This window comes from Chryseobacterium sp. CBTAP 102 (assembly GCF_003201365.1).
Lineage (GTDB): Bacteria > Bacteroidota > Bacteroidia > Flavobacteriales > Weeksellaceae > Chryseobacterium > Chryseobacterium candidae.
The window spans coordinates 262576-286162 of record NZ_QICX01000002.1 but is presented as its reverse complement, the minus strand read 5'-3'; the positions used below and the strand labels follow the sequence as shown (position 1 = coordinate 286162).

The following is a 23587-nucleotide window of genomic DNA, read 5'->3' as shown; positions in this document are numbered from 1 at the left end:
GAGATCAGCTCGCGTGGGAGTATACTGGTCATTTTGAAAAATGAACAAACATTCTGTTTTTAATAAAAAAATCCGCCTTTTTCAAAGAAAAAGGCGGATTTGAATTTTTATAGTAAGCCTATTTGTGAAGAGCTTTAATATACTTTTCAAGGGCCATCGTCATAGAAGGAGTTTCCTTCGTAGGAGCCATTAAATCTACTTTTAATCCAGCTTCTTCTGCAGCTGCCAGAGTTGTGTTTCCAAAAACTCCAATCTTGGTTTCATCCTGCTTGAAATCAGGGAAATTCTGTTGCAGAGATTTGATTCCCTGCGGACTGAAGAAAATCAGCATGTCATAATCTTTGACATTGATATCGGTAAGGTCACTGCATACGGTACGATACATAATTGCTCTTGTCCACTCTACATTAGATGCGTCCATGGTTTTTACAATATCCGGACTCAAAACATCTGAAGATGGCAACAGATATTTTTCAGTAGGAAACTTTTTGAAAAGAGGAAGCAGGTCTGAGAAGTTTTTCTCCCCAAAGCTGATTTTTCTCTTTCTGTACACAATATGCTTTTGAAGGTAGTTGGCAATTGCTTCCGACTGGCAGATGTATCTCATTGTATCAGGAACGGCAAAACGCAATTCCTCTGCTAGTCTGAAGTAATGGTCAATCGCATTTTTACTGGTAAAAATAATACCGGTATACTGCGTCAGATCTATTTTCTGTGTTCTGAGCTCTTTATTGTCAACCCCTTCGACGTGGATAAATGGACGGAAATCAATCTTTATTTTTTCCTTCTTCGCTATATCCAGATATGGAGAAGACTCACTAGGCGCTGGTTGAGAAACCAATATAGACTTTATTCTCATCATTGACATTTATTAAAAAAATAACAGCTTCCAAAGCAATAATAATGGTGCAATTTGGAGGGTGCAAATATACAAAAATTTATAATACCATTTCTCGGGAAGAATCTTGTTCTTGTGAAATAAATAGAAAAAAACTTTGAAAATGAATACAAAAGCGAAAAAGCAGAAATAATATAGAAACATTTTATTTCTGTCTATCGGAAAGTAATAATGAGCTACACAAAGAATTATTAGCAAAAATGAAAGAATGAAATAAAACTTTGTGGAAGTAAAATAAAAGATAGTCCACTTTTTTCCATCCCCAATACTTTGGTAAAATAAAAATCCTAATGTTGACTTTATTAAATAAAAAAGCAGCACTGCCAGCAATGTATATCCAAATTTATTAAGCTGATACCCCAGAAGCTGAAGATCTGCAATATATTTCGGTACTATAGGAACGTACTGTGAAATTAATACAGACAGGGTAAGTGTAGTTACACAGGACGTGATGATCCAGCTGGGAAGGTTGTTGCTTGCATCAAAATATTTCTGAAGCAAAAAATCTTTAAGGCTGGCATCTCTCTCTATGACGTTCATCATAAAAACATATAAAAATATACAGCCCACAAGGATAAAGATTACCCAATCATTATTTTCAGGTATTCTTACGTGATTGATGAAGTGTTGTGATGATGGCAAAATTTAAGTTTTTTTTATTTATTATTTAACTTCAGATAACAAAGCCCGGCACAGATTTTCCTGTCACCCAGATCCGTGAATCTGCAGTTAAAATATTTGCTCTCATCGATTTTACGTTTGTTCAGATCTGTTGAATAAAAGTTTCTGTTTCATCCGCTTAATCCCCGAGAAATATTTTTGCAAAATTATAGATTATTTTGTATAAAATAAAAAGGTTAAATAAACTATCTTTGCAAACTGAAATGAAAAAACTCGTCATCATCCCAACCTATAACGAAAAGGAAAATATTGAATATATTATTTCCGCTGTTTTTGCATTGGAGGACGACTTTCATATCTTAGTAGTAGATGATTCTTCTCCTGATGGAACTGCAGAAATTGTAAAAGAACTGCAGAAGAAACATCCGCATTATCTGCATCTGTCCATAAGGCATGTAAAAGACGGATTGGGAAAGGCATATATCCATGGGTTTAAATGGGCCATTGAAAATAGATACGATTATATTTTTGAGATGGATGCCGATTTTTCACACAACCCTAACGATCTGCCGAAGCTTTTTGAAGCATGCAGAAATGCAGATATGGCAATAGGTTCCCGTTACTCAAAAGGAGTAAATGTAGTGAACTGGCCTATGGGAAGAGTGCTGCTTTCTTATTTTGCATCCAAATATGTAAGGTTTGTATTGGGACTTCCAATTCATGATACCACTGCAGGATTTGTATGTTTTTCAAGAAAAGTATTGGAAGAAATAGGGTTGGATAACGTGAAACTGAAAGGATACGGGTTTCAGATAGAAATGAAATTCAGAGCTTTTAAAAAAGGTTTCAGAATTGTAGAAGTTCCTATTATATTTACCAACAGAATTTTAGGAGAAAGCAAAATGAATGGAGGAATTATCCATGAAGCAGTTTTCGGAGTGCTGAACTTAAAATGGAAATCAATCATCAACAGATTATGAAACTGATGAAAAAGTTAATCTTTATTTTCGTTTTGTTGGGCCTGTTTTCGTGCGGCGATTATATTGATAAGCCTAAAAATCTAATCGATAAAGATATAATGGCAGAAATTATTGCCGATCTTGCGATCAACGATCAGGCTATCTTTGTATATCCTGACAAAAATATGGAAGCAGGGACAAGAGCTGTTTTGAAATCACATAAAGTAAAGCCTGATGATTTTGTAAATAGTTTCAAATACTATGTGATTAAAGAAGAAATGGAGGGGATCACCAATGATGCGCAGGAAATATTGCTGAAAAAAGATCCCAAAGCAGATAAATATGTAAAGGAGAAACTGAAACAAAATGGTGCTGTAATACCTGTAGTAAGGTAAATTAGCCTGAGAGTTTCTGTTTCACAAAAATCACTGAAAACAACAGTGCATTTAAAAAAGTATAGAGATGAAATTTTTTAATATAGAAAAAACCTCTGAAGGAAAAGCAAGAGCAGGGGAAATTACCACAGATCACGGGAAGATTCAAACTCCTATTTTTATGCCTGTGGGAACTGTAGCCAGTGTAAAAACAGTTCATCAGAGAGAATTAAAAGAAGACATTAAAGCTCAGATTATTCTGGGAAATACTTATCATTTATACCTTCGTCCGGGTATGGAAACGATGCAGGATGCAGGTGGTTTGCACAAATTCATGAACTGGGATCTTCCTATTCTTACCGATTCAGGTGGTTTTCAGGTATTTTCGCTGGCAAGTAACAGAAAAATGACAGAAGAAGGTGCGAGATTCAAATCCCACATCGATGGAAGCTATCATATGTTCTCTCCTGAAAGATCAATGGAGATTCAAAGACAGATTGGAGCCGATATTTTCATGGCTTTCGATGAATGTACTCCTTATCCATGTGATTACAACCAAGCAAAATCATCTATGGAGCTTACCCACCGCTGGCTGAAAAGATGTATTGAATGGACAAATGATAATCCTGAATTATACGGACATAAACAAAGGCTTTTCCCGATTGTTCAGGGATCTACCTATTCTGATCTTAGAAAAATTTCTGCTGAAGTGATTTCTGAAGCAGGAGCAGAAGGAAATGCTATCGGAGGACTTTCCGTTGGAGAGCCCGAAGAAGAAATGTACAGAATCACTGACGAAGTGACAGATATCCTTCCGAAAGAAAAACCAAGATACCTGATGGGAGTAGGAACTCCCTGGAATATCCTTGAGTCTATCGGATTAGGAATTGATATGATGGATTGCGTGATGCCAACAAGAAATGCAAGAAATGCAATGCTTTTCACATGGCAAGGGGTAATGAACCTTAAAAATGAAAAATGGAAGCGCGATTTTTCGCCTTTGGATGAATTTGGAACCAGTTTTGTAGACCGTGAATATTCAAAAGCGTATCTTCGCCACCTGTTTGTATCTAAAGAATATCTGGCAAAACAGATCGCTTCGATTCATAATCTCGCATTCTACCTGGATTTGGTAAAGGTAGCCAGAGAACATATTATGGCAGGAGATTTTTACGAATGGAAAAACGCTGTAGTACCGATTCTTAGACAAAGACTGTAAAAGAATATGCTTAAAATTGTAGACAGATATATCATTAAAAAATACCTTGGAACTTTCAGTTTCATGTTGGTGTTATTGTCTATAGTTGTACTGGTCATTGATGTTCAGCAGAAGATTCCAAGGATAGAAAACGCCAAGGCTATTGATCCGAAACTGGATCTTACGTATTTCCTTATCCATTTTTATCCCTTCTGGATCATCAATCTTGTGGTAACATTCTTGTCTATTTTGGTGTTTATTTCAGTAATTTATTTTACCTCCAGAATGGCAAATAATACTGAGATTGTTGCTATTATAAGTAGTGGAGCCAGTTTTCACAGGTTTTCCAAGCCTTACCTATTTACATCTGTTTTTATTGGATTGATTGCCCTTGTGGTATACCATATGGTGCTGCCGTGGGCCAATATCAAGAAAAATGAGTTGGAAGCATATACTTATAATGCAGCTAATAAAGAAAAGATTTTAGGAACAGCTCCGGCTTCTTCACAGCTGAGTAAAACGGAATATATTTTCGTTGATTCATGGAATAAAAGAGAAAAAAGAGGATCAAGTTTTGTCTATCAGAAATATGATAAAGACAGAAAAATGATCTATGAGCTGAAAGCAAGCGAAGTATATTGGGATAAAGAAAAAAAGCAGTTTGTTTTAAATAACTATCTGGAAAAAACAATCAATAAAGACAATACCGAAAAACTCGGAAACGGGATAGAATTAAGGAAGAACTACGGCCATTCGCCGGAAGAACTTTTCCCTAATGAGCTTTTGGGACAGAATAAAACCACACCGGAACTTCTGAAATTTATTGAAAGAGAAAAAGCAAGAGGAAACAGTAACCTGAATTCTTACCTGAATGAACTTCACCAAAGAACTTCAATGCCCGTTTCGATCATTATTCTGACATTTCTGGCGCTTTCCCTGTCATCACAAAAGAAAAGAGGAGGGTTGGGAATTAACCTTGCAATAGGGATTTCATTGGCCTTTATTTTTGTGTTTTCATTCGAAGCCTTAAAAGTGGTTTCAGAAAATAAAAGCCTGTCTCCAGCAGTAGCCATGTGGCTGCCTAATATGGTATTTTTACCGCTTACCCTTTATCTTTATATCAAAAGAGCCAATCAATAAAGAAGTTTTACTTCTTTGTGATAAAAGGAATGCATTCCGTCTTCCAGTTCAATCCAGAGTTCGCCCTTTTCGTCTGCATATCGGATGATGCCATTTTGTCGTTCTTTTTCAATTTCAAAGACCGATATCTGATCTTTTCTGAAAAGTCTTTTATTGAATCCATCCAGAATTTCCTGATCGGAAGGCATGTTTTTCAGTTTTCCGGACAAATATTCATGAAGGTTTAAAGCAAGCTCTTCCAGGTCAAATTGGAGTCCTGTCTGTGTCAGGAGTGATCCTGCATTGGATATTTCATCAAAATTTTCCTGCAGAATATTGATGCCTGCTCCGATGATGAAATAATTATTCTGATTAATTTTTTTCTTTTCTATTAAAATTCCAACGATTTTTTTACCTTTAAGGATAATATCATTCGGCCATTTGATTTTTACCTCAGAGTCAGACAAATTGGCAAGAAAATCACGGATCACCATTGCGGTATAATAATTGAACATAAAGTCGGAGCACAGGATGTTCTGAGTATTCACTGCCAGCGTATAAGCCAGGTTTTTTCCGGCAGTCTGAGTCCAGACATTTCCATACTGACCACGGCCTTTTGTTTGATTAAAAGTATGAAGCCCTATAAAATTTGAATCTCCGTAAAGTAAAAACTTTGATATTTCGTCATTAGTAGAAGAACATTCTTTCAGATAGAAGAGTTGACTCATTTAAGAAAACTTTAAGAGATTAAGAGGGTAAAAGTAAGGTTAAAGTAAAGAAAAAACAATAAATTTGCAGATTATAGTATTTTTTTAATGAATAAAACAGCAGAAAAACAAGCGTTAATAGATAAAATCGTTGAAGCTATCCAGGATGTCAAAGGGGAAGACATTATGATCTTTGATCTTTCCAACATCGAAAACTCCGTAGCAGAAACGTTCGTGATATGCAGCGGAAACTCAAATACACAGGTAGCTGCATTGGCAGGAAGTGTAGAGAAGAAAGTAAGAAACGAACTACAGGACAGACCTTGGCACGTAGAAGGTACTGAAAATGCAATGTGGGTATTGGTGGATTACGTTTCAGTGGTGGTTCATATATTCCAAAAACAGGTACGAGAGTACTACGACATAGAAGAGCTTTGGGGTGACGCAGTCATTACCAAAATTGAAAATGAATAATAAAAATTTTAAAAAGTCTAAATGAATAATAAAGGATTCAACTGGTTCTTTCCTATTGCAATCGTAGCTCTTTTGCTATTCTTTGGTTCCAATTTCCTTGGAGGTGATGCAGCAAAATCTATTGATGAAGATGGTTTCTTTAGAGAAATGCAGGCGGGAAAAGTCCAGAATATAATTATATACAAAGACATAGAGAAAGCTGATGTTTTCCTAACCAAAGAAGCGAAAACGGCAATGGTTTCCAAAGCAGGAAAAGAAAACAATCCTCTTTCTGCTTTCGAAATGGCTCCTAAAGCAGATTTTTCTGTGAAATACGGAGACCTTCAACTTTTCCTTCAGAAATTTGAGCAGGTCAAAGCCAGCAATCCGGCTATTAAAACAACTAAAGATTACGGAACAGGCAAAAGCGCTCTAATGGACATCTTGGTTCCTGCGCTGGTTTGGATTTCTATTCTTGGATTATTCTACTTCCTTCTTTTCAGAAAGATGGGTGGAGGCGGAGGTCCTGGCGGACAGATCTTCTCAATCGGAAAATCCAAAGCAAAGCTTTTCGACGAAAAAGAAAGAATTCAGGTAACATTTAAAGATGTTGCAGGATTGGAAGGAGCCAAAGAAGAAGTTCAGGAAGTTGTAGATTTCTTGAAGAACTCCGAAAAATATACAAAACTTGGAGGTAAAATTCCTAAAGGTGTTCTTTTGGTAGGGCCTCCGGGAACAGGTAAAACATTATTGGCAAAAGCCGTTGCTGGTGAAGCTAAAGTTCCGTTCTTCTCACTTTCAGGTTCAGATTTCGTTGAAATGTTTGTAGGAGTAGGTGCTTCAAGAGTAAGAGACCTTTTTGCTCAGGCAAAAGCAAAATCTCCGGCAATTATCTTCATTGATGAGATTGATGCCATCGGACGTGCAAGAGGAAAAAATAATTTCTCCGGCGGAAACGACGAAAGAGAAAATACCCTGAACCAGCTTCTTACTGAAATGGACGGTTTCGGAACAGATGTGAATGTAATTGTAATGGCTGCAACCAACAGAGCAGATATCCTGGATAAAGCTTTGATGAGAGCAGGACGTTTTGACCGTTCTATCTATGTAGACCTTCCGGAGCTTCACGAAAGAAGACAGATCTTTGATGTTCACTTGAAAAAGATCAAGCTTGACGATAATGTTGATAGAGATTTCTTAGCAAAACAAACTCCTGGATTCAGCGGGGCAGATATTGCTAATGTTTGTAACGAAGCTGCGCTTATTGCGGCCAGATATAACCATACTTCTGTTACAAAACAGGATTTCCTGGATGCGGTTGACAGAATTATCGGTGGACTTGAAAAGAAAAACATGGCAATCAAACCATCTGAAAAGAGAAGAGTTGCTTATCATGAAGCAGGTCACGCTACAATCTCTTGGCTGGTAGAACATGCATCTCCACTTTTAAAAGTAACGATTGTTCCAAGAGGACGTTCTTTAGGAGCAGCATGGTATCTTCCGGAAGAAAGACAGCTTACCACTACTGAACAGATGTTGGACGAAATGTGTGCAACATTAGGAGGTAGAGCAGCAGAGCAGGTGATCTTCAATAATATTTCTACAGGAGCACTTTCTGATCTGGAAACAGTAACAAAGAGAGCTCAGGCAATGGTTACAATCTACGGTTTAAGCCCGAATATCGGTAATATTTCTTACTATGACAGTTCTGGCCAGTCTGAATACAATTTCGGAAAACCATATTCCGAAGAAACGGCTACCAAAATTGATGCTGAGATCAAATTGATTATCGAAAATCAGTATGAAAGAGCGGTAAGAATTCTTGAAGAAAATAAAGATAAACTTGATGCTTTGGCTAATAAACTGTTAGAAAAAGAAGTGATCTTCCGTGAAGACTTAGAAGAAATATTCGGAAAAAGAGCATGGGATCCAGAATTGACAGAGAAGCCTGTAACCAATACTATTCCTGAAAAAGATGAGCCGGTAGTAGTGGAAACACCTCAGATCAAAGAAAAAGAAGAAGAAAGCGAAATTCAGGCTCCGGAAAGCCCGACACAGCTTTAAGATTCTTAAAAAAATATAATTCATAAAAACCTGACAACTGTAAAATTGTCAGGTTTTTTCATATTTAAGGAGATATTTTGGACACTATTGTAATTTATTTTCTATTTTTGTATAAAGTTGACTAAAAATAGATTAAGTTGAATTTATTCAAGAGGATTGTAAGCAAACTTACCAACCAGCCTGAAGAAGAGGATAAACAGAGCCTGGAGAAGCTTGGGGATTCGCTGAAAAATGCGGATCTTGACTATAAGTTTGCGCAATTATTTACGCATTCCGGGGGATTTTTTAATTATTGTGCAGATGAAGCGGAAGCTCTACAAACTTTAAATCAGATTGTCAAAATAGAAGGTATTCAAAACCTTTTCTGTTGGGATAAAGAACTTCAGAACTTTTTGAATGTTGTGAAGTCTACCTACACTTCAGAACTTCAGCCGTCTAATGACGCCGCATTCATCACCTGTGAATACCTGATCGCCTATGATGGCAGAATTATGCTTTCACATAATAATATTCTTCATTATCATTCTTCAAGGCTTCCCGATAGAATTATCATCATTGCCAATGTTTCTCAGATTGTAAACAACCTGAATGATGCTATGGGGAAAATAAAAAGGAACGGAAATATCAAGAACCTTACTTCCATTAGCGGAAGCCAATCAAAAATGGACAGTTCTTCCAATTCCAGTACAAAACTGTTTTTATTGCTGCTTGAAGATTAAGCAACCATTTCTAAATTTTAAATTTTGGACAAAAATCTCATTCAAAGAACCATATCAGGTATCGTTTATGTAGCTATCATTATTCTTTGTTCTACTCCGCTGGGAGCACAGCTGCTGAACAATATTGTACCGGGTCTTATCAAGCAACAGTATCTTTATCATGGATTGATGAGTCTGCTGCTGATTGTAGGAACCTGGGAATGTGTTAAAATCATGAAGTTTGGAAACGGCTATGAAAAATGGGTCGTATATCCATTGGTCATTTTTATTTTCTACATGTTTTCCAAAAGATATTTTAATCACGATTTCTTTTTTGATTTCAGGCTCAGTGAAATACTGGCACTGTCACTTATTGGTATTGCTGTAGTTACTTTATTCAAATATCCTAACGAATTATACTTCGACAGCGGGAAGCTTATTTTTACTGTTATCTACGTAGCACTGCCATTTAGTTTTGCATTAGGGCTGCCAAAGTTCTCCAGCTATAGTGATAGTTTCTCTTTGGAGGTTCTGTTTCTGTTCATTCTGATCTGGAGTAGCGATACCTTTGCTTACCTGGTAGGGAAGTTCTTCGGCAAACATAAAATGGCCCCTAAAATATCTCCTAAAAAAACATGGGAAGGATATGCGGGAGGTGTAGTGTTAACACTGGTTTTATCCTACTTTATTGAGCATTATCAGCCGGAGTTGAGGGGGAACTGGATGGTCGTAGGATTTTTAGTGGCTGCCTTTGCGCCATTAGGCGATTTGGTGGAGAGTCAATTGAAGAGAAATTTCGGTGTAAAGGACAGTGGAAACATTATTCCTGGACATGGAGGAGTTTTAGACAGACTTGATAGTTTTATTATCTGCGTTCCTGTCGTATATTTGTACTTTATTTTAGAAAAATTTATTTAGTCTCATGAAATTACATAGAGAATCAAAAGGAACGATTACCGTTGCAACCCTGCTTTTTATTATACTGGGTGCTCTCGCAATCTATTTCCTTAAAATATGGTCACTGGTGATCATTATGCCTTTATTGGTTATTTACGGTTTAGTTTTCTGGTTCTTCAGAGTTCCTGATCGTAATATTCTTGATCACAAAGAAAACGTAATTGCTCCGGTGGACGGAAAAGTGGTAATGATCAAAGAAGTGGAAGAGGATGAGTTTATCAAAGGAAAAGCTATCCAGGTTTCTATTTTTATGTCTCCTCTCAATGTTCACATTTGTAGATATCCGGTTTCGGGAGATGTTATTTACAAAAAATACCACCCTGGAAAGTATCTTGTAGCATGGCATGAAAAGTCTTCTACGGAGAACGAAAGAACTACGGTAGCTATTCAGACGATGACTGATCATAAAGTAGTCTTCAGACAGATTGCAGGTTATGTTGCAAGACGAATCGTTTTCTACTGTAATGAAGGAGATAAGGCAAAAGCCGGACATGAATTCGGATTTATCAAATTCGGTTCCAGAATGGATGTATTCCTGCCTTTGGATACTGAGATTATCTGTAAAATCGGAGATATTACAAAAGGTGGTGAGGATGTTATCGCCAAACTGAAAGAAAATTAATATTCTTATCGCATATAGAATGAAAAGAGAGCTTATACAGCTCTCTTTTTTATTTAGTAATACGAAACCACATTTAAGTGTATTAAGTTTAAATTACGCATGAGTAATATTGCGTATTGTAAGATGGGTGCTTTTCCATTGTGATTAATAATTTTGCATGCTCAAAAAACACAAGCTCATGCTTTTTAAGTGATATGAGGTAAATGCTTATTAATTTGTTTTCAAAAATGATATTTCATTTGATAATTTTAATATCAATTTTTAGTAAATTGTAGCTAGAAAAAACACCTTAATCATATTCTTTTAATGCTGAAAAAGACTAGTAAATTTCATTTGTAGTTTTTTTTGCATAAAAAGCTGTTAATATTGGGAAATTTATGCCTTCAGGAGTACAAATGCCAACTTAAGCTTGTGAAAACATAAAAAACATCAAGATGATTTATAAATTTTTATTTAAGGTGATCAACGACGAAGCTGAGAACATGGATGATGATTTTGAAAGTAATTATCTTCATCTTATTAACCGGTATTTGCTTTTATTGTTTTTCATATTCCTGTTTTATTCTATTTTTATTATTACTTTTTTCGGAGATATGCTGATCTCCATATTCCTTACTGTCATTACCTTTTTCTGGCTGTTTCTGATTGCTATAAAAGGAAAAACGAAACGTTTTAGAAAGATTTTGAAAACCTCCATAATCGGAATATTCGTTTTACTTACTTTTATAGTGAACTTTTTTAATATCTATACCTATAAAAATGCAGGAGTAGAGTATTTCTATTTTTGTCTTTTGTTTGCCGTTCCATTCTTTCTGAACTATAAAAAAGATGCTTTTGCAATTTTTTTTATTACTTTTATTATCAGCATTAACTTTATTGCTTGCCTTTACTTTGATTTTGATTTTCTTCCTAAAAGCAGATTTATAGAAAAAGAGGATTTTAAGACCATAAAATTGCTGAATATTTTGTTTTCTGTTGCCTCTTTTCTGGTGGATATCGTTTTTATAACCCAGAAAGATCAGTTGATCCATGGCTTAATTACAGATAAAAATGAGAAAGATTCTACCATCAAAGATCTTGTAAAAACGAATGCAGAGCTGATGAAGCATCAAATGCTTATCAATCATCTTTCGGAAGAAAATATCAGGGAAATTTTAATGTTGGCAGAAAACAATTCGCCTATGTTTTTTGAAAAGTTTCAGGTGTTTTTTCCTCATTTTATTCCAGATCTTTTAACGATCAATCCTAATCTCATTCATTCTGAGTTGTATTTTTGTGCTTTGATGAAGCTGGACTTTGATACTAAGAAAATAGCACAGTGTACCAATAACAGTATTCGCGCCGTAGAAAGTAAAAAATACAGAATCCGGAAAAAACTGAATATTTCCTCGGAGATCAATATCAACAGCTTTCTTATAAAAATTTAAACAGAATCCTGTTTTTTATTACTTATACGTAGTTTTGAGTAGTTTTTCTTGGTGATGTTTGCTTCTCTTGTCAATATTTTTACTTAAAAATATTGTGATGAATATTAAGGACATTAATATTGGGGATCTGATCAGGTCCAAAGTAGAAGAGCATCAGATTTCTATAGAAAGAATCTGCAGATTTTTCGAGCAAACGGAAGAAGATATAGAAAAAATGTACCATACAAAAAGTATGGATACCGATATCCTTCTGAAATGGTGCAAGCTTTTAAAGTTTGATTTCTTTAGATTTTATACCGGGCATCTTATTTTGTATTCTCCGCAGTCCAGAATTGATAATGCATTCAGAAAAAAGGAAAATACCCTGATTTTCAGAAAAAGCATTTATACGCAAGAGGTTAAGGATTTTATTCTGGAAAAAATAAAAACCGGAACAATGACTGTCAGCGATGCTGTGGAAAGGTATAAAATACCTAAAACTACTTTATACAAATGGATGAAAAAAATATAATATGACTCCGGATTACAAACAGATTTATACTGATATTCTCGAGGAAAAGTTCCCGGAAAAGTTAATAGACGCTACAATCAGGCTTAAGCTTAAAACATTGAATTCGGCTTTTGATGTTCTCAAGTTTAATCAGCTGGTTTTTGGAGAGCCTGAATATGCGGTTGGATTTAATAATCAAAGACTTCGTTCATATGACGAAAAATCTATATTGAAAATTCTGAAATATCAGAAACAGAACGGACTTAATAATCTCCAGCTGAGCAGACTGTTTAAGATAAGTAGAAATACTATTTCCAAATGGAAAACTATTTTTAATGAATAAAAAGGTGTTTTTGCCATGAACTTTTACGTTATCAAAGACTATTTACTATTTAAGGTCTTTATGAAAAACCTAAAACATAAGACATTGTTCTGTTTTTATGCTTAAATCGGTGCATGTTTTAATGCTCTTAATGTTTTGATTATTTTTTTAATGTTCATAATCATTTTTCTTTTTTATAAAATCACTTAAGTTTAATTATTATTTAATATGTGTTATAATTCGTCGGTTGTTTATGAGTTTAGCTACGCATGAGTAGTATTGCGTAGCTAAAATCATGATATTAAGCAAATGTTGTTGTTATTTTGCGAAAAGTTTTATAATTTTAGTTAAAATAATTAACCATTAAACAATTATAACTTAATATGATGAGTACAAAATTTAAATCGCCCTCGATCAAGTGCATTTTAATTGCACTTCTCTTTACTTTTGGAGAATATTATTCTCAAAGCACCAATGGTGCAGTAGGGATTAATACTACAACACCTAATGCCAATTCTGTATTGGATGTTGTTTCTAGTAATAACAACAAAGGGGTTCTTATCCCTAGACTTACTGAAGCACAAAGAAATGCTATTGTAATCAACAATGCTCAAGATGATGGCTTGACAATTTATAATACAACAGAAGACTGTATTAATTACTGGAGTCTTGCTGATAATGAGTGGAAAAGTGTCTGCGGACAGATGGGGAAAGCTGTTTTTACAGTAGATTGCTCTTCTTCCAAAGCAATGGGAAGCTATGTTAAAGGAAAAGAACTTACCAGTTCAAATTACCTGAGTATTGCTGTAAATGTAACTAAATTAGGAAATTATACAATTACAGGAACTACACCGAATGGATATAACTTTTATGGAACAGGTGTTTTCCTTAATACAGGCGTACAAACAATACAGATTCCGGGGCAGGGAACTCCTCAGAATGTGCAGACGGATAATATAACACTTGAAGCCAATGGGGCAGCAGTTAATTGTACACCAGCAATTTCTATTGCAGTACTAAGCCCGGCCGGATCTTATACCATGAGCTGTGGAAGTGCAACCGTAAATGGCGTGTATAAAGTGGGAACAGCACTTACAGCGTCCAATACAATTACATTACCTGTAAATGTTTCGGCATTGGGAAGTTACACGGTTACAACCAATACCGTTGACGGAATTTCTTTCAGCGGATCAGGGACATTTACCTCTACAGGAAATCAGAATATTACATTAAGCGGAACAGGAACTCCAACTTCTACATCAGTGAAGACAATTACTATTACTTCCGATAGCCAGGGAGGCGTATCTACCACTTGTACAGTAAATGTAATTGTAGTTATCCCTGTAAAAACAGTTGTACATCTTGGTGGTACTGGAGATCATGGTTACAGTGCAGAAGAAGATGCCTCCAGAAATTTAATGGATGCTGCTGCTAATTTCGGAACATTAGCAACTAGTGTGGTTAAATTTGAAGGATTTACTCACCTTGCACCCGCAGATGGAGCGCCTGCTATTGCGGCTCTTAATAACAAACCTGATATTGTTATCATGGGGTATCCTTATTCTCCAAACGCAGCAGAAAGAACCGCTATTGTGGACTATCTTAATAAAGGAGGAGTAGTAATTGCCCAGCTGGAAGAAAATGCTTCTATTCAGGCTTTGATGAGAAGTATATTTGCAAGTCCTCAGATTAATGCTACGGGAAGAAACAGTGGAGGAGCTGTATATCAGATGATCAATATCAATGATGAGATTCTTAATGGTCCGTTTGGTGATGTAAGAGGTAAAAACTGGGGTGAAGATGCGAGTGCAACATCCGCATTAGACGGAGTCTCTGAATCTTTTATTACTTCATATAGCGGGGCTAGTGCTATAAACTCTACGAGTGTATTCGCAGGAACAACTATGTTTAAGCATAAGAATTTAAATCTCTTCTATGTAGGCGATGGTGGATTTTTGAGTAACTTCAACGCCAATGGAACAATTGCAAGTAATACGGCTTATCCATTTGCTACAAATACCAGTAATTTTCCGGTAGCAAAAACTGCTTATGGTTTTGCAGGTAACGGAAATACGTTAGGAAGTATGGCTGTACAGAACTCAATTATTTTCGCTAATGTAGTGGCTTGGGCAATCAAACAGGCAGAATTCAATGGAATAAACACACAATGATAAAAGTTTTTTAAAGATGACTCCGGCACGATTATTCGTGCCGGAGTTTTTTATTTTATATGTTTTTTAACGTCCTGTATCATGTTTAATATTAATTCCACAGGGATATCCTTATCCATATCGATAAGAAGGATTTTAAACTTCTTTCTGCCATCCTGTATCAATTCAGGATAATCAAGTCTGTCACCATGATAAAAGCTCAGATAATGCTTTTGATATTTTTTGCTGTAATAAAAGTAGCACAGCATTTTCTTTTTGTATTTGATAAACGGAAGTCCGAAACTGAATGTTTCTGTAATATTTTCCGGATCTGAAGCTAAGATGGTATCACGCAAAAATAAAAGAGTACTTCTTTCAGGTTCTTGGATTCTGTAGAAATACTCTTGTATAGGGTTCATTTTAATTCAGTTAAAAGGTTAGTCGAAGTTTTGAAGTTCAACAAGTTTGTGATACATTCCTCTTTTTGCGATCAGATCGTGGTGGGTTCCCTGTTCCACAATATCTCCTTTTTCCATCACTACAATCCAGTCTGCTTTCTGAATGGTTGAAAGGCGGTGGGCAATGACTAAAGACGTTCTGTTTTCCATCATTTTCTCCAGTGCATCCTGTACGAATCTTTCAGATTCCGTGTCCAGCGCAGAGGTTGCTTCATCCAGAATCATGATTGGCGGGTTTTTTAATACCGCTCTGGCAATAGAAACTCTTTGTTTCTGACCTCCGGAAAGTTTACCACCGTCATCTCCGATATTGGAATCATAACCTTCAGGAAGCCTTGTAATAAATGAGTCTGCATTGGCAATTTTTGCTGCAGCAATTACTTCTTCTCTGGTAGCATCAGGTTTACCCATCAGAATATTATTATAAACGGAATCATTGAACAATACAGATTCCTGGGTTACCATTCCCAATAGCTTACGGTATTCCTGTAATTTTAAATGCTTGATATCGGTTCCGTCAATCAGAATTTCTCCTTCCGAAACATCATAGAATCTGGCTAAAAGATTGGCAATAGTTGTTTTACCGCTTCCACTTTGCCCAACAAGAGCAACTGTTTTCCCTTTAGGGATAGAAAGTGAGAAGTTTTTAAGAATGGTATGATCTTTATCGTAGTAAAAGCCAATATTATTAAATTCGATGGAATGATTTAATGTTGAGATCGAAACAGGATTGGGTATTTCATCAATTTTTACGTCTGCATCAAGAATTTCCAATACTCTTTTCAATGAAGCTTCTCCTTTCTGTACATTGGAAATGGATGTAGATAAGCTTTTGGCCGGTGGTAAGATTTGGAAAAACATTCCCAAGAATACCAAAAACCCTGCAGGCGATAAACTTTGGTCTACAATAATCTGTTTTCCTCCATACCATGCAATGATTAAAAAGGTAATAGAACCTAGAAATTCACTCATTGGCGATGCTAATTCTTTCTTTTTTCCCAAACTCATTGAGCTAGAAATCCATCTGTTCATGGACTGCATGAAGCGGTTATCCATGATCTTTTCAGCATTAAATATTTTAATAACCTTTGAAGATTTTAGTGTTTCGTCTACGATAGAAAAGATGGTTCCCAGCTCATGTTGTGCTTCATGGGAGTCTTTTTTTAGACTTTTTCCAATCAAAGCGATCATTGTTCCCATTACAGGCAATACCAATAATGAGAAAAGTGTCATTTCCGGACTCACAATAAATAAAGAAATCAAAGTGCTGATCAACATAAAAGGCGCGTTGATTAATTCAACTAAGCTTCCCAGAATATTTCCTTCCACTTCTCCTACGTCATTAGACATACGGGACATCATATCTCCTTTTCGGCTTTCTGTAAAAAAAGAAACGGGTAAAGTCAATATTTTCCTGTACATAGCTCCCCGTAAATCTTTAGTAACACCTACACGGTAGTTGATCAATAAAAGTGAGCCTAAATACCTGAAAATATTTCTTAAGAGGAACATAAATGCTGTGATAATGCATAGCCAGGCAAGTACTTTTAGAGAGCCATATTCAGAAACTAATGACTGAATAAAATAATTGGAATAATCTTTTGCAAAAGAGAAAAAGTCAATAAGATCACCGGAATAAACAGGTGCAGTTTTATATTTCTCGGGTTTTATGGTGCCAAAAAGCATTCCCAAAACCGGTAGAATAGTCCCTAAGGAAGCAATCTGAAATACAGAGTACAGGATATTGAAAAATAAACTGCCGTAGATATATTTCTGATGCTGTCTCGCGAACTTTAAGATTTTTTTATACTCGTTCATTCAATGAAAAAATTGGATAGCAAAATTACGTAAAATTACAAGATAAGACGTTCTTAATCCTGTTTTACTTTATTGGATAAGTTCCAAAAAGTATCTTTTTGTTACAACCCAGCGCTATTCGGCTTTATTTTTTGAATAAATAAACCTTAACATGGCTTAAGAACAGGAGATAAAAAGGTATTGCTATTTAGTAAAAAAAACTGCTGCAACAGCAATTTTTTATGATTTCACTTACAATTTAACCTGGTCATTGTACTTCGGAGCAAAATTTTTAGGACCCAGTTGATCCAGTGTTTTTCCAAAGTTATTGATGATCTGTGTCATGTTATCGAAGTCTACAATATTGACATCATCATTTTCATGGTGGTAATGAGATGCTTTTGTCATATCAACGGTAGAAAATGAATGGGCAATGATTTTCTTTTTTACAAAACTCACATTGTCTGAACGGTAGAACAACTGCTGTTTCGCATAAGGATCGGCATTAATTTTTAATCCGTTTACTGCATTTTTATTGAAAAGCTCGTCAAGATCTGAGAATCCGTCTCCTGTCATATATAATGCGTTTTTCCCCCATTGAGATTCTGTAGCTACCATTTCGAAATTGAAAAGAACTATCATCTTATTATAAATATGATCCAGATTTTTATCTGTGGAAATAGCTCGTGAGCCCAGCATTCCTTTTTCCTCTCCATTGAATGCTATAAATACCATGGAGAATTCCGGTTTTTTGTTTTTAAAATAATCGGCAATACCTACCAGAGTAGTGATTCCGCTGGCATCATCATCTGCTCCGTTATAAATATTGTCTCCGCTTTTATCACTGGTTCCGATATGATCAAAATGCCCTGAAAAACCAAGATACTGACCTGATTTTCCTTTTTTGATTCCGCAAACATTGTATACCGTCTTTCCGTTGTAGTCAAAAGGAACCAGATAAGATGTTCCGGTACAGTATTCCAGATTATTTTCTTTGAAAAGTTTAGCGATATAGTTGGCAGCATTTTCATTTTCCTGAGTCCCGATTTCACGGCCTTTCATTTCATCTGAAGCGAGAGTGGAAAGAACTGTTTTTACTCTTTCTTTGGAAACCTCCTGTCCAAAGGTAAATATGGAGAATAGTGATAAAGTAAGATAGGTTAGCTTTTTCATTGTCTTTTGTTAAAATTATATGATATGTCGTGTTTTTAATCAAAAAGTTGCAATGAATTTACATAATTTAAATTAAGAATGGGATGACAAAATAAAAAAACAGCTCCTAAAAAGAAGCTGTTCTCACTCAAAAAATCGTTGTAAGGCTATCGAAGTCTGTCTACAGATTTTACGAGCCTCTCATCTTTACGGATGTAAACGTTTGCTATAAGCAGACAGATTACCGCAATCAATGGGAAAATCGGCTCAATACCCTTCTCAGGAATTTGAATTCCTCCGGATAAGTTTAGTAACCAGTACGCCAATACACCAATCAACAAAGCGTTTATAATGATGCTGATGGTATTCAGCAAAATTTGTCTTTTTCTGTTTTTGAAACTGAAAATACTTAATGCTCCGGTGATAACAAGTACTATACAGCCTATATTAAGTAAAGGAATACTGTCTGAAATGACAACATCCTGTCCTGTTATAAAAAGGAAAACTGCAGCTAAAACTGCTAATAAGGTCCATATGGTTTGTATTCTCTGTAGCATTGAATATTAAATTCTTGGCAAAAATAATATAAATTTTGCACAATTCAAAAATAAGTGTAGATTTGCATTATACAATGTACTTGAAAACCAAAGTCGCCGGACTTACTTTTCTTACTCACAATTAATTACATTTTTACATTAAATATGTTTAACATAGAAACGTTAAGGTCAAAATCCGTAACGGAACTGACTAAAATCTTAAAAGATTTGGGCGTTAAAGTTGCAAGAACCAGCAATGAAAATGACAAGATCTTTGCTATTCTTGACTTTCAGGCTTCTAACCCTAAAGTTGCAAAAGATTATTTCAACGCCACAGAAACCGCCAGTGTAAATACTGAAGAGGCTCCAGCAGAGAAACCTGCCAAAGCCCCGGCAAAAAAAGCTGCCCCGAAAAAAACAGCAGCCAGGCCAAAAGCAATTGCAAAAGCTCCGGTAGAAACTAAAACAGAGGAAATAACAGAAGAAAAGATACCTGTTTCTGAAGAAATAAAACCGGAAGAACCCAAAGCTGAAACCGCTGTAGCAACAGAAGAATCACCAGCAAGCGCTCAGGCAAAAAAGAAAAGAAAAAGAGTTTCTACCAATACAGCTAACGCAGAAGTATCTCAGGAAAGAGTTGAAGCTCCAAAAAACACAGAACCTCAAGAGCCTGTTCAGGCTGAAGAAAAGCCTAACAACCCTCAACAACAACAGCAGGCTAGCAGACCTCCAAAAGGACACAACCATCCACAGAACAGTGGAAACCAACATAAAAATCAAAACCAACAGCACCAGCAGCATCAAAACCAAAATCAGAATCAAAACAGAAATTCTGAAAAAGGAGAGGAGCAGCACGACCATAAAAAAGAATTCAATTTCGATGGATTGGTAAGTATTGAAGGGGTTTTGGAGATCTTACCGGATAACTACGGGTTTTTACGTTCTTCAGATTTCAGTTATATATCTTCTCCTGATGATGTGTATGTATCTACAGCTCAGATCAGGAATTACGGGTTAAAAACCGGAGATACCGTGAAAGGAATTGTAAGACTTCCAAAAGAAGGGGAGAAATACTTTTCATTGCTAAAGCCAACAGAAGTTAACGGACGTGACCTTGCATTTATCAAAGACCGTGTTGCTTTTGAATATCTTACTCCCCTTTTCCCGGAAGAGAAATTCAATTTGGCAGGAAGTAATTCTACCATTTCTACCAGAATTGTAGATTTATTTGCACCTATCGGAAAAGGTCAGAGAGCAATGATTGTTGCACAGCCTAAAACCGGTAAAACGATGTTGCTTAAAGATATTGCTAATTCTATTGCGGCAAACCACCCGGAAGTTTATATGATGGTTCTTCTGATTGATGAGCGTCCGGAAGAAGTTACTGATATGGAAAGAAGCGTAAATGCAGAAGTAATTGCCTCTACATTCGATGAAGCAGCAGAAAAACATGTAAAAGTAGCCAACCTTGTTCTTGCAAAAGCACAAAGAATGGTAGAATGCGGACATGATGTAGTGATTTTACTGGACTCTATTACAAGACTAGCAAGAGCTTACAACACCGTAACGCCTGCATCTGGTAAAGTACTTTCCGGTGGGGTAGATGCCAATGCTCTTCACAAGCCGAAAAGATTTTTCGGAGCGGCAAGAAAAATTGAAGGAGGAGGATCTCTTACCATCATTGCAACGGCATTAATTGATACAGGATCTAAAATGGATGAAGTTATCTTTGAAGAATTTAAAGGTACCGGTAATATGGAGCTTCAGCTAGACAGAAAAATTGCGAACAGAAGAATTTATCCTGCTATTGACCTTATTTCCTCCAGCACACGTAGAGATGATCTGCTTCTGGATGAAGTAACTTCCCAGAGAATGTGGATCTTCAGAAAATATCTTTCTGAAATGAATCCTGTAGAAGCAATGGAATTTGTAAATAAAAACATCAAAGGAACTCTCAATAATGAGGAATTCCTGATGTCTATGAATAAATAAATTTAATTTAATATTGTTAAATAGAAAGCACGGATCATTGGGTTCGTGCTTTTTATTAATATGATAAAAAAATTAAAACTTAATTCATTCTAAATCAATATATCAATGTTAAAGATTTATTAAAGTAATCCACAATCCTTGATAATACCTTAAATATTGGCTAATTTTGAATAATAACATTAAAAATAAAGATTATGTCATTTGAATTACCAAAACTAGGATATGCATACGATGCATTGGAACCAACGATCGATGCAAGAACTATGGAAATCCACCATACAAAACACCACCAGGCATATATTGACAATTTAAATAAAGCAGTTGAAGGAACTGAACTAGCAGGAAAAACTATTGAAGAAATCTGCCAGACAGGAACTGACAAGCCAGCAGTAAGAAATAACGGAGGAGGTCACTTTAACCACTCTTTATTCTGGGAAATTTTAACTCCCGGTGGAAGCAAAGAGCCTGTAGGAAATGTAAAGGCTGCTATCGAAAATTACGGAGGTTTTGATAAATTCAAAACTGATTTTTCTGAGGCTGCTAAAACAAGATTCGGTTCAGGATGGGCCTGGTTAGTAAAAAATACTGACGGTTCTGTATCTGTTTCTTCTACCCCTAACCAGGATAACCCATTAATGCCTGTAGCAGACGTTAAAGGAACTCCGGTTTTAGGATTAGACGTTTGGGAGCACGCTTACTATCTGAACTACCAAAACAGAAGACCTGACTATGTTTCTGCATTTTTCGATGTAGTAAACTGGGATAAAGTAGAGGAATTATTCAATAAATAATTTTCAGCTATTATAAAAATGAAAAGGTTCAGAATTACTCTGAACCTTTTTTATTGAGTATTATTTAAATTTACCTTATCGCATCGCTTCCGGATAATCCATTCAATCTTAGCTTATACTTCCAGTTTACATAGACAAAAACCTGATATAATTTATATTCAAACCTGATTCCGTAATTTTCCTTAGGATCATAATCTATTCCGGATTCTATAATATTTCTGTATCTGCCGGAATTATAATAACCATTCCATTCATTCACCAAAAACGTATTTTTTGTTTTCAGATAAGATTCTGAATACTGGCTGATGGGTTTTGCAACAGCACTCAGAAAATAGTCAAATTGGGTATCGATAACGGTAAGGTCCCATTCTCCGTCTTCATTTTTAGAGGGCTTCATTTCATGTTGCTCCTTATTTTTCTTTGGAGTTTCCTGAGAAAAACAGCTTAAAGGTATCAAGGCAATTATTACTAATAAAACAATATTTTTCATGACGTGACATTTATATAAAAAAAGCACTCCAATAAGAGTGCCTAACTTTTTTATGGTTCTTTCTGAAGAACTACAAATGCCGGGAAGTGATCACTGTAGCCTCCTGTAAACTGGTCTCCATTCCAGGATCTGAAAGGATATCCTTTATAATTCCCTTCTTTATTAACGAGGTAAGGCGGGGCAAAGATTTCTGCTTTGTAAACAGAATATTCTTTAGTTACCTGATCTGAAATTACGTTTTTAGAAACGATAATCTGGTCAAACAGGTTCGGGGCGTCCTGATAAGCCAAAGAAGCAACCCCTTTCTTATATAAAGGATACATCAGGTTAAGATAAGGAGTTTCCTCGCTTAAATCTTTTGGATTGGCCTGAGCTTTCAAATGGTTTTTTAAACTTGGGCTTACAGGGTCATCATTAAAGTCGCCCATTGCAAAAAGCTTTGTGGTGGGATCTGCTGCTCTTACACTGTCCATTTGTTTTTTTAATAACGCTGCGGCAGCATTTCTTTTAGGTAAAGAAATTGCTTCACCACCTCTTCTTGAAGGCCAGTGGTTCATGAAAAATGCTACTTTTTCATTATCTAAAAATCCTGTTACCACAAGAATATCTCTTGTATATTCTCTTCTTCCGCTATCACCGTAAATGACCAGTTCTTTTTTTAATGAATTGGTAGGAGTAAATCTTCTTTTCTGATAGATCAACGCCACATCAATTCCTCTGTAATCATAAGAATTGTAGTGGATAATTCCGTAATCATATTTCTTTAAAGCCGGCTCATTCACAAGATCCTGAATCACCTGTCTGTTTTCAACTTCAATAAGACCCACTACCGCGGGAGCTGTTTTGGTATATTGAGCTCCCATTTCAGAAATTACCTTAGCTTCGTTAGCCAGCTTTGCCTTATAAATTTTACTTCCGTAGTTCTTTGCACTTTTTGGAGTAAACTCTTCAGAACCACCTTGTTCTCTAACTACTTTTTTGCCAATTAAAGCTCCGTCACTCCATGGCCCGTCATATTTTTCAGCTTCCAGAAACTTAATAGAATCTATAGGAATACTTCTGTGGAAAGCGGGATTTTTAATGTCTTTGGTTCCGTCTATATAATCTGCTGAGCGAATAGTATCCCAAAGGTTTTCTACATTTAAGAAACCCACGGTTGCTACTTTTCTCAGTTTTCCTTGTTGTTGTGAGAATGCCACGATCGAAATAAACAGGGCAAACAAACTCGAAAATCTCTTCATCTCTTTAGAGTTTTTATTATTCTATTAATTACAAATTTACTTTTTTTTAACTCACTGCGTTTTAAATATTT

Annotated in this window: 24 protein-coding genes; 15 read left to right on the top strand and 9 right to left on the bottom strand. The window is 35.8% G+C overall.

Annotated elements, in window-relative coordinates; genetic code table 11:
• Positions 1 to 118: 118 nt before the first annotated feature.
• Together C8D70_RS04630 and C8D70_RS04625 are read right to left on the bottom strand one after the other, a co-directional pair.
• The gene (locus tag C8D70_RS04630; protein WP_076596032.1) at positions 119 to 859 is read right to left on the bottom strand and encodes a uroporphyrinogen-III synthase; all 741 of its coding nucleotides are present in this window, start codon (positions 857 to 859) and stop codon (positions 119 to 121) included.
• A 12-nt stretch (positions 860 to 871) separates the two neighbouring features.
• Positions 872 to 1540, bottom strand: a complete 669-nt coding sequence (locus C8D70_RS04625; protein WP_110366521.1) for a DUF4271 domain-containing protein — start codon at positions 1538 to 1540, stop codon at positions 872 to 874.
• Between the two features lie 242 nt (positions 1541 to 1782).
• On the opposite strand from C8D70_RS04625, the gene C8D70_RS04620 reads away from it, so the two are divergent.
• The 4 genes from C8D70_RS04620 (at position 1783) to C8D70_RS04605 (ending at position 5190) form a co-directional block, all read left to right on the top strand.
• On the top strand, positions 1783 to 2499 hold the full coding sequence (locus C8D70_RS04620) for a polyprenol monophosphomannose synthase (protein ID WP_076596031.1): 717 nt from the start codon (positions 1783 to 1785) through the stop codon (positions 2497 to 2499).
• Between the two features lie 5 nt (positions 2500 to 2504).
• On the top strand, positions 2505 to 2873 hold the full coding sequence (locus C8D70_RS04615; protein WP_228407978.1) for a DUF4296 domain-containing protein: 369 nt from the start codon (positions 2505 to 2507) through the stop codon (positions 2871 to 2873).
• 67 nt (positions 2874 to 2940) lie between these two features.
• Positions 2941 to 4071, top strand: coding sequence for a tRNA guanosine(34) transglycosylase Tgt (tgt, locus tag C8D70_RS04610; protein WP_110366519.1), 1131 nt, complete (start codon positions 2941 to 2943; stop codon positions 4069 to 4071).
• Between the two features lie 6 nt (positions 4072 to 4077).
• Positions 4078 to 5190, top strand: coding sequence for an LptF/LptG family permease (locus tag C8D70_RS04605; protein ID WP_076596029.1), 1113 nt, complete (start codon positions 4078 to 4080; stop codon positions 5188 to 5190).
• On the opposite strand, the gene C8D70_RS04600 is transcribed toward C8D70_RS04605, so the two are convergent.
• A complete protein-coding gene (locus C8D70_RS04600; RefSeq protein WP_110366518.1) occupies positions 5184 to 5897 on the bottom strand; it encodes a biotin--[acetyl-CoA-carboxylase] ligase in 714 nt (237 codons plus the stop codon). The genes C8D70_RS04605 and C8D70_RS04600 overlap by 7 nt on opposite strands.
• A gap of 87 nt (positions 5898 to 5984) precedes the next feature.
• On the opposite strand from C8D70_RS04600, the gene rsfS reads away from it, so the two are divergent.
• The 9 genes from rsfS (at position 5985) to C8D70_RS04555 (ending at position 15080) form a co-directional block, all read left to right on the top strand.
• Positions 5985 to 6350, top strand: a complete 366-nt coding sequence (rsfS, locus tag C8D70_RS04595) for a ribosome silencing factor (protein WP_047376360.1) — start codon at positions 5985 to 5987, stop codon at positions 6348 to 6350.
• 21 nt (positions 6351 to 6371) lie between these two features.
• Positions 6372 to 8393: an ATP-dependent zinc metalloprotease FtsH gene (ftsH, locus tag C8D70_RS04590; RefSeq protein WP_110366517.1), complete on the top strand. Its 2022-nt coding sequence runs from the start codon at positions 6372 to 6374 to the stop codon at positions 8391 to 8393.
• Between the two features lie 137 nt (positions 8394 to 8530).
• Positions 8531 to 9112 carry an LUD domain-containing protein gene (locus tag C8D70_RS04585; RefSeq protein ID WP_110366516.1) on the top strand — a complete coding sequence of 194 codons (582 nt, stop codon included), beginning with the start codon at positions 8531 to 8533 and terminating at the stop codon, positions 9110 to 9112.
• Positions 9113 to 9136: 24 nt separating this feature from the next.
• Positions 9137 to 10009 (top strand): phosphatidate cytidylyltransferase, encoded by an 873-nt coding sequence (locus C8D70_RS04580; RefSeq protein ID WP_110366515.1) that lies wholly within the window; start codon positions 9137 to 9139, stop codon positions 10007 to 10009.
• Between the two features lie 4 nt (positions 10010 to 10013).
• The gene (locus C8D70_RS04575) at positions 10014 to 10670 is read left to right on the top strand and encodes a phosphatidylserine decarboxylase family protein (protein ID WP_076596024.1); all 657 of its coding nucleotides are present in this window, start codon (positions 10014 to 10016) and stop codon (positions 10668 to 10670) included.
• Between the two features lie 434 nt (positions 10671 to 11104).
• Positions 11105 to 12097, top strand: coding sequence for a helix-turn-helix transcriptional regulator (locus C8D70_RS04570; RefSeq protein WP_110366514.1), 993 nt, complete (start codon positions 11105 to 11107; stop codon positions 12095 to 12097).
• Positions 12098 to 12194: 97 nt separating this feature from the next.
• Positions 12195 to 12608, top strand: coding sequence for a transposase (locus C8D70_RS04565; protein WP_076596023.1), 414 nt, complete (start codon positions 12195 to 12197; stop codon positions 12606 to 12608).
• A 1-nt stretch (position 12609) separates the two neighbouring features.
• Positions 12610 to 12930, top strand: a complete 321-nt coding sequence (locus C8D70_RS04560) for a transposase (RefSeq protein ID WP_076596022.1) — start codon at positions 12610 to 12612, stop codon at positions 12928 to 12930.
• Between the two features lie 365 nt (positions 12931 to 13295).
• A complete protein-coding gene (locus tag C8D70_RS04555) occupies positions 13296 to 15080 on the top strand; it encodes a hypothetical protein (RefSeq protein ID WP_076596021.1) in 1785 nt (594 codons plus the stop codon).
• Between the two features lie 50 nt (positions 15081 to 15130).
• Here the strand turns inward: C8D70_RS04555 and C8D70_RS04550 are convergent, their stop codons facing one another.
• From C8D70_RS04550 to C8D70_RS04535, 4 genes are all read right to left on the bottom strand, one after another.
• Positions 15131 to 15478, bottom strand: coding sequence for a DUF1801 domain-containing protein (locus tag C8D70_RS04550; RefSeq protein WP_076596020.1), 348 nt, complete (start codon positions 15476 to 15478; stop codon positions 15131 to 15133).
• Between the two features lie 18 nt (positions 15479 to 15496).
• Complete coding sequence (locus C8D70_RS04545) at positions 15497 to 17335, bottom strand: ABC transporter ATP-binding protein (protein ID WP_110366512.1); 1839 nt, start codon at positions 17333 to 17335, stop codon at positions 15497 to 15499.
• Between the two features lie 231 nt (positions 17336 to 17566).
• The gene (locus tag C8D70_RS04540; protein ID WP_110366511.1) at positions 17567 to 18487 is read right to left on the bottom strand and encodes a M28 family peptidase; all 921 of its coding nucleotides are present in this window, start codon (positions 18485 to 18487) and stop codon (positions 17567 to 17569) included.
• A gap of 146 nt (positions 18488 to 18633) precedes the next feature.
• Entirely contained in the window at positions 18634 to 19023 is a 390-nt protein-coding gene (locus tag C8D70_RS04535) for a DUF4293 family protein (RefSeq protein ID WP_110366510.1), read from the bottom strand.
• A 144-nt stretch (positions 19024 to 19167) separates the two neighbouring features.
• Here C8D70_RS04535 and rho point away from each other — a divergent pair, with 144 nt between their 5' ends.
• On the top strand, positions 19168 to 20994 hold the full coding sequence (rho, locus tag C8D70_RS04530; RefSeq protein WP_110366509.1) for a transcription termination factor Rho: 1827 nt from the start codon (positions 19168 to 19170) through the stop codon (positions 20992 to 20994).
• Between the two features lie 194 nt (positions 20995 to 21188).
• Positions 21189 to 21785, top strand: coding sequence for a superoxide dismutase (locus tag C8D70_RS04525; RefSeq protein WP_076596015.1), 597 nt, complete (start codon positions 21189 to 21191; stop codon positions 21783 to 21785).
• Positions 21786 to 21855: 70 nt separating this feature from the next.
• On the opposite strand, the gene C8D70_RS04520 is transcribed toward C8D70_RS04525, so the two are convergent.
• Together C8D70_RS04520 and C8D70_RS04515 are read right to left on the bottom strand one after the other, a co-directional pair.
• Entirely contained in the window at positions 21856 to 22275 is a 420-nt protein-coding gene (locus C8D70_RS04520; protein ID WP_110366508.1) for a DUF6146 family protein, read from the bottom strand.
• A 50-nt stretch (positions 22276 to 22325) separates the two neighbouring features.
• Entirely contained in the window at positions 22326 to 23516 is a 1191-nt protein-coding gene (locus tag C8D70_RS04515; protein ID WP_076596011.1) for an endonuclease, read from the bottom strand.
• Positions 23517 to 23587: the final 71 nt, after the last annotated feature.